The organism is Pedobacter sp. 05L430 (genome assembly GCF_056397585.1).
This window is the reverse complement of sequence record NZ_JBFTNT010000118.1, coordinates 1-11,629: the sequence shown is the minus strand read 5'-3', so window position 1 is coordinate 11,629 and position 11,629 is coordinate 1. Positions and strand designations below refer to the sequence as shown.

Here is an 11,629-nt window from a genome sequence, read left to right as displayed (position 1 = left end):
GTACAATGATAGCACCTGCAATGAACAAAAGGCTTTTTGAGTTTTCTTGTAAAAAAGAACCCTTTCTTACCTGTTGATTTATTTCTTTTTCTGTTGTGGACATTTTATTTAAAAAAATTAAGGACTGCAAAAATACATTTTTACATTAAAGTATCAACCTCTTTTTTGAGTATTTAAATAAAGTTTAATGAACTGAGCGTTAATTAGAACCAATATGTTGCTGAGGCATGTTAAACTGCCATCAAAATGGGGAAAGTTTGTGGGTAAATAAATAGGCATGTATCGACCCGATTTAACAAAGCTAAACGGTAACTTTGGCTTCAGATAATATGTGGTTAARGAATATTACACTCCTAAATTTTAAGAACTACGCAGATGCTAGTATTAGTTTTTCCAAAACAGTAAATGCGTTTGTGGGAAACAATGGCGCCGGTAAAACTAATTTGCTGGATGCAATACATTATTTATGCCTTTGTAAGGGTTATTTTAATCCAATTGACAGTCAACAGATTAAAACAGCCGAGGATCTTTTTTTAATACAGGGTGATTTTGACCGGAAAGAGAAGAATGAGAAAATAACCTGCGGTGTTAAACGAAACCAGAAGAAACAGTTTAAAAGAAATAAAAAAGAGTACGATAAATTAGCTGATCATATTGGGCTGTTCCCTTTGGTGATGATTTCTCCTTACGATACCAATATTATTACTGATGGGAGTGAGGAACGGAGACGTTTTATGGATAATGTGATCTCGCAAACAGATACCCACTATTTAGATGAACTTATTTTATATAACCGCCATCTGTTGAATCGCAATGCGCTATTTAAGCAGATAGGAATAACAAGAAGCTATGATCCAACTTTGTTGGAGATTTATAATGAGCAACTGGTTCAGTCGGGACTAAAGATTTTTGCCAAGCGGAAACAATTTATGCTTGATTTTATTCCACTGTTTGATAAGTATTATCAGTTTTTAACAGATGATAATGAGCAGGTAAGTTTGCAATACCAGAGCCAGTTAAGTGATACTCCTTTTGAACAGTTGCTTGCACAATCTATAGAAAAGGATAAGATTTTAGAGAGAACTACCACCGGAATTCATAAAGATGATCTGATATTTACCATTACAGAAATGCCTTTAAAGAAGTTTGGTTCGCAAGGGCAACAAAAATCGTTTTTAATTGCATTAAAATTGGCGCAATATGCTTATCTTCAGAAACATAAAGGGTTTAAGCCCTTGCTGTTGTTAGACGATATTTTTGATAAACTTGATGACAACAGGATGCATAAATTAATGGAAATGGTTTCTCATCAGGACTTTGGACAGATTTTTATAACCGATACAGGAAGAGAGAGAGTTTTGGCTTTGTTTAATAAGATAAACGTGCCGGTAACATTATTTGAAGTAAATAACGGATCAGTAAATCATGCGTAAACCTAATGATATTACCTTAAARGAAGGTATTGGTAAATTACTGAATGTATACAGACTAAAAGGCCGGTTTGATGAAACCTCTGTAGTTGCTTTTTGGCCAGAATTAATGGGTAAAGCTGTAGCGAACCGAACTACGCAGATTTACATTGCACACAAGAAATTGTTTGTGAGAATCGAATCGTCGGTTGTTAAAAATGAATTGCTGATGGTTAGAGCCGGCATTATTCAAAAGATAAATGAACATGCCGGCACTGAGGTGATTACAGATATTGTGTTTCTGTAGTGTTTTTACTTAACTTAAAATATTCTGCTGATCAACCAAATGATTAGCGCCAGTACCAGAACAACAACGATTACTCCGGTCCAAACGCCTGCTTTAAAAATTCCTTGAATTAATTCACAGCTGGCTAATGTGGTTGATAGAAATGCAATAATTGCGAGTGGGAAAAATCTTTTGGTCATCATAAGCTTTATGTTTTTAATGTATGTAACAAAATCTTATGATAATGGTTTTAGATTTACTTGCCGTTTACCTTAAGAAGCTCAATTTCAAAAACCAGTGTGCTGTAAGGAGGAATGTCCTGACCAGCCCCACGTTCGCCATAGGCAAGGTTGTATGGTATAAAGAATTTATATTTTGAACCAGCCGGCATTAATTGTACTCCTTCTGTCCATCCGGCAATAACGTTGTTAAGCGGGAATGAAATAGGCTCACCTCTATCGTACGAGCTATCAAACTGTTTTCCGTTTAATAGGGTACCTTTATAATGTACAAGAACTGAGTCTGTAGCTTTGGGCATAATACCTGTGCCTTTTGTAATTACCTGGTATTGTAATCCAGTTGCTGTAACCTGAACTCCGGGTTGTTTTTTGTTGTTTTCCAGAAATGCTGTGCCTTCGGCAATTGCTGGTCCGAACTTCTTTTTACTTAAGGTTGCAAATAGATTGTTGATGGCAGATTGTGAACCTTGTGTTGTTAAAGCGAAAGGCTTATCATTAAAGGCGTCTTTCAGACCTTGAACTAATAAGTCGTAATTAAGGGCATTTAAACCGTCTTTTTTCATACTGCTAGCCATTGTTATTCCGAAAGAATAACTTGCCGAGTCTAGCGTAGTTTTAAATGCAGGTTTGGCGATTGGTTTTTGTACGCTTTTAGTAGCGGTAGCTTTTTTGGTAGTGGTGGTAGGCTTTTTGCTTGTCTGAGCAAGTGCTGCAACTGAGCATAGTGGTAATAAAAGTGCGATAGCGATCTTCTTCATTTTAATAAATTTGTTCCGAAAGGTACAAACTTATGATTATTACCCTGCATGTTAATAAAATTTTGAACATGCAGGATAATAAAAGATCTTACTAGAAACGCTCAGCAGCGGTAAAGAAGAAATCGCCTTCTATAGCAGCGTTTTCATTTGAATCTGAACCGTGAACAGCATTTGCATCGATAGATTTTGCATATTTTCTGCGGATAGTACCTTCAGCTGCTTCTGCAGGGTTGGTARCTCCGATAAGTGTTCTGAAATCTTCAATTGCATTATCCTTTTCTAAAATAGCAGCAACGATAGGTCCAGACGACATAAAGCTTACTAAATCTGCGTAAAAAGGACGTTCTTTATGTACTTCATAAAATTTACCAGCAGTTTCAGGCGTTAATTGAGTGTATTTTAGTGCGATGATTTTAAAACCAGCTGTAGTTATATCATTAATAATTGCGCCGATATGCCCGTTTGCAACAGCATCAGGCTTGATCATGGTAAAAGTTCTGTTCGTTGTCATTTTTTTATTTCAAATTTTTTGCAAAATTACGTTTTATACTGTTAATATTAAAGTTTGAAATTTATATATACTTGCCGTTGCATAAAACAAAACAATTCGATATCACCTCTATCTTGTAAATAAATTGGATTATAGAGGAAATATAATAGGTTCAATTAATCATTAAATATTAATTCGTTAGCTTTGCGACCGAAAATTATGTTATCCATTTCAGAAATAAAGTCGTTGCTGGCTACGCCGCAAAAAATAGTGATCACTACCCATCATAAACCTGATGGTGATGCAATGGGCTCTTCTTTGGGCTTATATGCTTATTTGATTCAATTGGGGCATCACGTTAAGGTGATTACACCTACTGATTACCCATATTTTTTGCATTGGCTTCCTAATAACTCTGATGTAATCATTTATACGGAACAGCCTGAGCACTCAGCAGAATTAGTTGCCGATGCTGCAATGATCTTTTGTCTGGATTTTAATAGCCTTACCAGAATTAATGAACTTGGTGAGTTGGTTAGAGCTTCAAGTGCTTATAAATTAATGATAGATCATCACCTGGAGCCTGAAGATTTTGACGACTATCGTCATTGGAGTATTAGTGCATGTGCTGCGGCTCAGTTGGTTTATGAGTTTATTGTAGATGAGCTTGGAGATGGAGCAAGGATGAACAAAGACATTGCTACCTGCCTTTATACCGGTTTAATGACAGATTCTGGTTCTTTCAGATTCCCATCAGCAACATCTGCAGTATACCGCATGGCAGCTGATCTGATAGATCTGGGAGCGGAGCATTGGAAGATCCATCAGTTGGTTTATGATAATGCTACTGAAAACAGGTTAAGATTTTTAGGCCACTGTATAAGTAACAAGTTAGAGATACTACGAGAGTTTAATACCGCAATTATTTCTGTTACTAAAGAAGAATTAAACGAATATAATATAGCTACAGGAGATACAGAGGGGATAGTAAACTATGCCTTATCTATAAACGGGATCAGGCTTGCCGCATTTATTATTGAAAGAACTGATAAAGTTAAATTATCTTTGCGCTCCACCGGGGATTTTCCTGCTAATGAAATTTGCAAGAAATATTTTAATGGTGGTGGACACAGGAATGCGGCAGGAGGATTTTCGGATAAGAATTTAGAGGATACAATAGCGCAATTTAAATCGGTATTGATAGAATATAAAACACAATTATTACAATAAATAAAAACCAAAAAATAATTTATAAACAACCACATGAAGAAAGGTATAGTAATTCTTTTCGCAGCAACACTTGGGTTAGCTGCTTGTAACAACTACAAAAAAGGACCGGGAGGTTTGATGTATCAGATACACAAATCTGGAGGAAACGAAAAAATTAAAGAAGGTGATATTGTTAAAATCAACTTTATCCAAAAAACTGAAAAAGATTCGACAATTGTAAGCACGTTCGATTTAGGTCAGCCACAAGTATTTCCTGTTGGGAAAAAAGCTTATGATGGCGATATGAACGATGTACTTTATTTATTTGGTGAAGGTGATAGTGCAACGTTTAAGTTAAACCTTGATACTATGGCTAAGCACTCTGGTCAGCCAAAACCACCAGCAAATGCAAAAGATACCTATATGGTGTTTACTGTTAAAATAGAAAAAGTATTGAAAAAGGCTGCTGGCGAGGCAGATACAACTTTCCAAAAGAAAGCTCAGGAGTTTTTCCAAAAAGATTATCAAGCTACTATAGCTAAATTGAAAGATTCTGAAGCTGGTAAAATCAAAAAATTCATTGCTGACAATAACCTTAAAACGCAAACTACTGCATCAGGATTACAGTATGTAATTAATGCTCCGGGTAATGCTCAAAAACCAGTTGCGGGTGATACAATTATGTTAAACTACACTGGTAAATTGCTTAATAAAAAAGCAGACGGTAAAGACAATATTTTTGACACTTCGGTTGAATCTGTTGCTAAAGCAGCTGGAAAATACAATGCTATGGCAAAATATGCTCCACGTCCGTTTACTATCGGTGCAGCAATCCCAGGATTTGATGAGGCTTATCAATTAATTGGTAAAGGTGGAAAAATCACTGTAATTATTCCTTCTGCATTAGGTTACGGAGAAGGCGGTCAGCCACAAGCTGGAATTACTCCTTTCTCTCCTCTTTGCTTTGACATTGAGATTGTAGATATTAAAAAACCAACAGCTCAGGCTGGTGCAACTATTGCTCCAATAACTCCTGCAGCTCCAGTGAAAAAATAATATTTTAGCTGTATATACAGCGAGATTAAAAGGGGGTGTGTCATTTTTATGATACACCCCCTTTTTGTTATTATCAGCTTACTGTGGTTTTTTGTTAACTTTGCTCATGCTTTTAACAGATACCCATACACACCTGTATTACGAAACAGACGAAGAGAAACAAGCATTGCTTATGCAGCGTTGCTTTGATAATAATATAGAGCGATTGTTTCTGCCCAATGTTGATATTGCTTCGATTGCAAGTATAGATGCCATGGTGAAGAAATACCCTAAAAATTGTTTTGCGATGGCAGGCCTGCATCCTTGTGAGGTGAAGGAGGATTACGAACTGGTATTGGATGAAATTTGCCAAAGTATTGTGGATAGAGAGATTTATGCTATAGGCGAAATAGGGATTGATCTTTACTGGGATAAAGCAACTTTAGAGATTCAGAAAATTGCTTTTATAGAACAGATTAATTGGGCTAAGGATCTTGATTTGCCTATCGTTATTCATTGCAGGGAAGCCTTTAATGAGGTTTTTGAAGTATTGGAGCAAGAGAAGGACAAAAAGCTAAGAGGGATTTTTCATTGTTTTACAGGGAACCTGGAACAGGCTAAACATGCTATAGAACTTGGGTTTTACTTAGGTATAGGAGGTGTGGTTACGTATAAAAAATCGGGACTTGACGAAGTGTTAAAAGATATCCCGCTTGCTAATATTGTGTTAGAAACTGATTCTCCGTATTTAGCCCCTGTTCCTTTTAGAGGAAAGCCTAACGAAAGTAGTTACCTTATTCATATTGCAGAAAAGCTGGCTGAAATCTATAATACAAGTGTAGAAGAGATTGCTTCAGTAACTACAGCCAATTCCATCAGCATTTTTAAAGTTTAGTAATGACCAGAATACTTATTATTTATACCGGTGGTACAATTGGAATGGTTAATGATCCCAAAACCGGGACGCTGATTCCTTTTGATTTTAAGCAAATTCAACAAAATGTTCCTGAACTAAAGCGGTTGAACTATGATCTTGATGTGTATTCGTTTGATCCTATCCTCGATTCCTCTAACATGACACCGGAGATCTGGGCTGATATTGCTCAGTTGATTTATGATAAATATGACGAGTTTGATGGTTTTGTGATTTTGCATGGATCAGATACAATGGCTTTTACCGCATCTGCTTTAAGTTTTATGCTCGAAAACCTTGGGAAACCGGTAGTGCTTACAGGTTCTCAGCTCCCTATTGGAGAAATCAGGACCGATGCAAAAGAGAATTTAATTACTGCACTGGAAATAGCTGCTACCAAAACAAACGGAAAGGCAATGATCCCTGAAGTGTGTATCTATTTTGATTATCAGTTGTTCAGAGGAAACAGGTCAATAAAATACAACGCTGAAAAATTTGAAGCTTTTCGATCGCCAAATTATCCTATTCTGGCAGAAGCAGGAGTAACACTTTCTTTTTTTAAGAACTATATTTTACCTCAGCCGGAGAAGCCGTTAAAAGTAAATTTGAAATTTAATCCAAATATTGGTGTTTTGAAACTGTATCCGGGGATTTCACCTCAGGCAGTTAAAGCAATAACCGATTCTCCGGTAGATGCTATTATTTTAGAAACTTTTGGCTCGGGAAATACGACTACTGCCGACTGGTTTATTGAATGCCTGCAAAAAGCGATTAATAAGGGTAAGGTGATCATAGATATTACTCAATGTCAGCGTGGCTCAGTTGAGCTAGGAATGTATCAAACAAGTAAAAAGCTGCAACAGATGGGAGTGGTGAGCGGTTATGATATGACGTTTGAGGCTACCACTACCAAATTAATGTACCTTATGGGGCAGGGTCTGGAAAAAAGTGAACTGGTGCGCTTAATAGAAAAGCCTTTAAGAGGGGAATTAACTGTTTAAAGTAAATTTGCGACGTAGGTTTTATGCTGAAAGATTATAATCTTAAATTTGTATATGAATATTGAACAGATCTATACGGGTTGTTTGGCAGAAGCGGCTTACTATATTGAGAGTAATGGCGAGGCTGCTATAATTGATCCTTTGCGTGAAGTTGAGCCATATTTAAAGAAAGCGGAGAAAGATAGAGCGAAGATTAAGTATATTTTTGAAACACATTTTCATGCAGATTTTGTATCCGGACACATAGATTTAGCAGAGAAATCTGGTGCTGATATTGTATACGGGCCAACTGCTAAAACATCTTTTAAATCCCATATTGCCAAAGATGGAGAGCAATTTAAAGTTGGGGATTTGACGATTACTGCTTTGCATACACCCGGACATACGCCGGAGTCTACAACTTATTTGCTGACCGATAAAGAAGGTAAGTCTTATTGCATTTTTACAGGTGATACCTTGTTTATTGGTGATGTAGGCAGGCCAGATCTGGCTCAGCAAGGTTCTTTAACTGTTGAGGACATGGCGGCTACGCTATATGATTCATTGCATAATAAAATATTAACCTTACCAGATGATGTGCTGGTATACCCTGCACACGGCGCTGGTTCTGCCTGTGGGAAAAACATGAGTAAGGAAACTTTTGATACTCTGGGGCATCAAAAGGAAGTAAACTATGCACTTAAGGCGGCAACAAAAGAGCAGTTTATAAAAGAAGTGACCGATGGTATTTTACCACCACCCCAGTACTTTGCCAAGAATGCTGAGATGAATAAACATGGTTACGAGAGCTTTGATGATGTTTATGAAAAGGGTTTTAATCCCTTAAACCCAGATGAGTTTGAAGCGATGGTTAATCATGCGGGAGCTGTGATTCTAGATACGAGGGATCCACAGGTTTTTGCTAAGGGGTTTATTCCTTCGTCGGTAAATATTGGTCTTAACGGGCAATTTGCTCCGTGGGTAGGTGCCTTAATTACAGATCTGAAGCAAGCTTTATTGTTAATTGTTGAGGATGGAAAAGAAGAAGAAGCGATTACCCGTTTATCTCGTGTAGGTTATGATAATACTATTGGATACCTGAAAGGCGGCATTGCCGCATGGGAAGCAAGTGGTAAGGATATAGACATCATTACTTCTATTTCTGCTGAAGCGTTTGAAGATATCGTAAATGCGGATCCTGATGTGAACGCCCTTGATGTAAGGAAGCCAGGAGAATATGAAGCAGAGCATTTAGAGAATACGCTGGCCCGTCCTTTGGATTATATTAATGAATGGACAAAGGAAATTGATACTAAGCAAACCTATTATATTCATTGCGCCGGTGGCTACCGTTCTATGATAGCGGCATCTATACTAAAAGCGAGAGGGGTTGATCATGTTGTGGATATTGCAGGAGGATATGGAGCCATCAAATCTACCGGGTTGAAGCGGACAGATTTTGCCTGCCCATCTAAAGCCATGAAAGACTGAGATTTTAGTTTGTTTTGATCTTTAAAGTATTTGTAATGAAGTTGTCAATAGCCCTCTGTACACTTTCAATATCTTTGGAAGTAATATGAGAGCCAAGAACATGACTTCCTCCGTTAGGGATGGCTACCTTGGCTTTTAAGCTGGCTGGTGTTCCTAATTCATCATACATTTTTAACATCGCATCGACCTTTACGACAGGATCCTGTTCCTGCTCATTTTTATAGTAGTATAAAAGTAATAGTGGTTGTTTAATCTTGTTAAAAGTTTCTTCGGTCATGCTTGTTTCAACCAGCTCTTCCAGTTGTACCACAGATTCCAGACGATACTGGGTATACCAGTACTTTTTATATTCTTCAGACTTGCCTTCTACTATTTTTTCTTTYCCGCCAATTACCAATCTCGACATTTCTAATCCCCATGGGTTATTGGCAAGAAAAGCAAGCTTATCGTTAATTGCCACATTAGGCGAAATTAGAATAACGCTATAAATATCCGGATAAGTGGCTGCAAGCTTTAATGCCAGTGTACCACCAGTAGAGGTGCCAACAAGAATCACTTTTTTACCTAATCTTTTTCCTATTTCAAGAGCTTGTTTGGCGCTTTCCCATAAACGATCGGCAGTTGAGTATTCCATTGCCGAAACGGTGTCTACACCATGATCTGCTAGTCGGGAGAGATAAAGATTTGCTTTTATTTTTTTAGCAAGATTTATATGAACGGGATTTCCTTCTTCTTTTGAAGCCGAGTAGCCATGTAAATAGACTACTGCATACTCCGTTTGCTGATGGACAGCATTATCAGCCCAAACAATTTCAGCTTCATTATTTGGTTTTATTTTATGTCGACTTTCTATACTTTTAACATAATCTTCGAGTTTATCAACTGGGGGAATTGCGGGGAGATTTGTTGAATAAAGTGGATGCTGAGGTTTTGGGCCTAACAGATAGACCACAATTGCCAGGGCTAGCAGAGAGGATAGTACTATTAATGTTATTTTCACCTTAAACTTTTTACTAAAAGTACGGTTTTAAAGGAATTTAATTTATGTTTGCACACACATTTTTTACCTGAATGCCTGGAATAGATCAGATAAAATTACCAATAGTAAAAGATATTGATGTCTTCGAAGAAAAATTCAAAGACTCGATGCATAGCGATGCTCCATTATTAGACCGTATTACCCATTATATTGTAAAAAGAAAGGGTAAGCAGATCCGTCCGATGTTCGTTTTTTTTGCTGCAAAACTTTGTGGTGGTATTATCGAATCTACTCATCGTGGGGCTGCATTAGTAGAGTTACTTCATACTGCCACACTGGTTCATGATGATGTAGTTGACAATGCTTATGAAAGAAGAGGGTTCTTTTCTATTAATGCATTATGGAAAAATAAAATAGCCGTATTAGTTGGCGATTATTTGCTGGCTAAGGGTTTATTGCTATCAGTAAATAATGGTGAGTTCCGATTGCTGCAAATAGTATCTGAGGCGGTAAAACAGATGAGTGAGGGTGAGTTGCTGCAGATTGAGAAGGTAAGGCGCATGGATATCAGTGAGGCGTTGTATTTTGATGTTATCAGACAGAAGACGGCATCTTTAATCGCTTCATGTTGCGCTTGTGGAGCAGCTTCTGCAGGTGCTGATGATGAGACCATAGAAAAGATGAGGCTATTTGGTGAGAAGGTTGGAATAGCTTTTCAGATTAAGGACGATACTTTTGATTTTGGAACTGATGATGTTGGAAAGCCGCTAGGAATAGACATCAAGGAAAAAAAGGTTACACTGCCTTTGATCTACGCTTTAAACCGGGCTGAAAAAGCTGAAAAGAAACGAATCGTTAGTCTTGTAAAGAACCATCAGGATGATCCTGTGAAAATTCAGGAGATTATCGATTTTGTAAATGCAAAAGACGGCGTACATTATGCCAATCAGAAAATGATGCAGTATCAGCAGGAAGCTTTCGATATTCTGCACAGCTTTGAGCCTGGCGAGGCACGGACCGGATTGGAGCAACTGGTAAGATACACTACCGAGCGTAAGAAATAATTTTCGTTTTTTTCTGTTATGATATTATCATRAACTATAAATATCCTTTATGAGAATTTCTCTCTTTTTACTTGTTTTTTGTGCCTTTATTAAAGTTCAGGCGCAGGATGATTTTGGATCCGCTTTCGATAAAATCAATAAAGAAGTTCAGAGTGGATCTAAAGCGTATATAAATTTAAAAAATGCCACTGAATCAATAGGGCACAGGTTAACAGGATCTGCTAACGGCGCGAAGGCCGAAGAGTACGCCTATAAATTGTTGAAATCTTATGGCTATGATGTAAAATTCCAAGGGTTTGAAGTAGAAAGCTGGAGCCGCTTAACCAATGAAACTAAAGTTGGTGATTCGGCAGACAGCCTAATTACAATAACATCGGTAACCCTTGCTCATTCCCCTGTAAAAGCAAATGTAAAGGCGGAGCTGGTTGATTTAGGCAACGGTCTTGAAGAAGATTATAAACAGGACTCGGGCAAAGTGAAGGGGAAAATAGCATTGGTATTTTTAGGTGTGCTTCCTGGGTCTCCCGAAGGTACTCCATCGCTTCATCGTTCAGAAAAAACGGCTATTGCTACAAAGTACGGCGCTGCTGGAATTATCATTATTAATGGCGTAAAAGGGGGTGTATTGCTTACCGGTACAGCCTCTGTAACGGGAAAATTAATTCCGATACCTGCTGTTTGCATTGGTTTTGAAAATGGGATGCGTATTAAGGAAAAACTAAAAAACCAGAAACAGTTTGCAAGCATAGATATGACCAATTTCTCTGGTATAATTA

General features: G+C 37.5%; 13 protein-coding genes. 9 read left to right on the top strand and 4 right to left on the bottom strand.

The window, feature by feature from the left end:
* The first annotated feature begins 329 nt into the window (after window positions 1-329).
* Together recF and AC1DG9_RS15680 are read left to right on the top strand one after the other, a co-directional pair.
* Window positions 330-1,433: a DNA replication/repair protein RecF gene (gene recF, locus AC1DG9_RS15685; RefSeq protein ID WP_477634862.1), complete on the top strand. Its 1,104-nt coding sequence runs from the start codon at window positions 330-332 to the stop codon at window positions 1,431-1,433.
* Window positions 1,426-1,716, top strand: coding sequence for a DciA family protein (locus AC1DG9_RS15680; protein ID WP_068891393.1), 291 nt, complete (start codon window positions 1,426-1,428; stop codon window positions 1,714-1,716). Before recF ends, AC1DG9_RS15680 begins: the two co-directional genes overlap by 8 nt.
* 14 nt (window positions 1,717-1,730) lie before the next feature.
* Here the strand turns inward: AC1DG9_RS15680 and AC1DG9_RS15675 are convergent, their stop codons facing one another.
* From AC1DG9_RS15675 to AC1DG9_RS15665, 3 genes are all read right to left on the bottom strand, one after another.
* Window positions 1,731-1,898, bottom strand: a complete 168-nt coding sequence (locus tag AC1DG9_RS15675) for a hypothetical protein (RefSeq protein ID WP_172661564.1) — start codon at window positions 1,896-1,898, stop codon at window positions 1,731-1,733.
* A gap of 53 nt (window positions 1,899-1,951) precedes the next feature.
* The gene (locus tag AC1DG9_RS15670; RefSeq protein WP_288882016.1) at window positions 1,952-2,692 is read right to left on the bottom strand and encodes an FKBP-type peptidyl-prolyl cis-trans isomerase; all 741 of its coding nucleotides are present in this window, start codon (window positions 2,690-2,692) and stop codon (window positions 1,952-1,954) included.
* 91 nt (window positions 2,693-2,783) lie between these two features.
* On the bottom strand, window positions 2,784-3,203 hold the full coding sequence (locus AC1DG9_RS15665; RefSeq protein WP_477634861.1) for a nucleoside-diphosphate kinase: 420 nt from the start codon (window positions 3,201-3,203) through the stop codon (window positions 2,784-2,786).
* A gap of 198 nt (window positions 3,204-3,401) precedes the next feature.
* On the opposite strand from AC1DG9_RS15665, the gene AC1DG9_RS15660 reads away from it, so the two are divergent.
* From AC1DG9_RS15660 to AC1DG9_RS15640, 5 genes are all read left to right on the top strand, one after another.
* Window positions 3,402-4,412 (top strand): DHH family phosphoesterase, encoded by a 1,011-nt coding sequence (locus AC1DG9_RS15660; RefSeq protein WP_172661561.1) that lies wholly within the window; start codon window positions 3,402-3,404, stop codon window positions 4,410-4,412.
* A 33-nt stretch (window positions 4,413-4,445) separates the two neighbouring features.
* Window positions 4,446-5,447, top strand: coding sequence for an FKBP-type peptidyl-prolyl cis-trans isomerase (locus AC1DG9_RS15655; protein WP_172661560.1), 1,002 nt, complete (start codon window positions 4,446-4,448; stop codon window positions 5,445-5,447).
* A gap of 106 nt (window positions 5,448-5,553) precedes the next feature.
* Window positions 5,554-6,321: a TatD family hydrolase gene (locus tag AC1DG9_RS15650; protein ID WP_172661559.1), complete on the top strand. Its 768-nt coding sequence runs from the start codon at window positions 5,554-5,556 to the stop codon at window positions 6,319-6,321.
* A gap of 2 nt (window positions 6,322-6,323) precedes the next feature.
* A complete protein-coding gene (locus tag AC1DG9_RS15645; protein ID WP_172661558.1) occupies window positions 6,324-7,340 on the top strand; it encodes an asparaginase in 1,017 nt (338 codons plus the stop codon).
* Between the two features lie 54 nt (window positions 7,341-7,394).
* A complete protein-coding gene (locus AC1DG9_RS15640; protein WP_172661557.1) occupies window positions 7,395-8,810 on the top strand; it encodes an MBL fold metallo-hydrolase in 1,416 nt (471 codons plus the stop codon).
* 4 nt (window positions 8,811-8,814) lie between these two features.
* On the opposite strand, the gene AC1DG9_RS15635 is transcribed toward AC1DG9_RS15640, so the two are convergent.
* Window positions 8,815-9,810 (bottom strand): alpha/beta hydrolase, encoded by a 996-nt coding sequence (locus AC1DG9_RS15635; protein WP_288882024.1) that lies wholly within the window; start codon window positions 9,808-9,810, stop codon window positions 8,815-8,817.
* A 71-nt stretch (window positions 9,811-9,881) separates the two neighbouring features.
* On the opposite strand from AC1DG9_RS15635, the gene AC1DG9_RS15630 reads away from it, so the two are divergent.
* Window positions 9,882-10,853, top strand: coding sequence for a polyprenyl synthetase family protein (locus AC1DG9_RS15630; RefSeq protein ID WP_337717228.1), 972 nt, complete (start codon window positions 9,882-9,884; stop codon window positions 10,851-10,853).
* A 49-nt stretch (window positions 10,854-10,902) separates the two neighbouring features.
* Window positions 10,903-11,629 (top strand): PA domain-containing protein (locus tag AC1DG9_RS15625; protein WP_477634860.1); only part of this gene is annotated, 727 nt, incomplete at its 3' end.

Coding starts and splice junctions, on each gene's coding strand:
- AC1DG9_RS15640 (WP_172661557.1), top strand. CDS start 7,395: ATGAATATTGAACAGATCTATACGGGTTGTTTGGCAGAAGCGGCTTAC.
- AC1DG9_RS15650 (WP_172661559.1), top strand. CDS start 5,554: ATGCTTTTAACAGATACCCATACACACCTGTATTACGAAACAGACGAA.
- AC1DG9_RS15655 (WP_172661560.1), top strand. CDS start 4,446: ATGAAGAAAGGTATAGTAATTCTTTTCGCAGCAACACTTGGGTTAGCT.
- AC1DG9_RS15675 (WP_172661564.1), bottom strand. CDS start 1,898: ATGATGACCAAAAGATTTTTCCCACTCGCAATTATTGCATTTCTATCA.
- AC1DG9_RS15670 (WP_288882016.1), bottom strand. CDS start 2,692: ATGAAGAAGATCGCTATCGCACTTTTATTACCACTATGCTCAGTTGCA.
- AC1DG9_RS15630 (WP_337717228.1), top strand. CDS start 9,882: ATGCCTGGAATAGATCAGATAAAATTACCAATAGTAAAAGATATTGAT.
- AC1DG9_RS15660 (WP_172661561.1), top strand. CDS start 3,402: ATGTTATCCATTTCAGAAATAAAGTCGTTGCTGGCTACGCCGCAAAAA.
- AC1DG9_RS15645 (WP_172661558.1), top strand. CDS start 6,324: ATGACCAGAATACTTATTATTTATACCGGTGGTACAATTGGAATGGTT.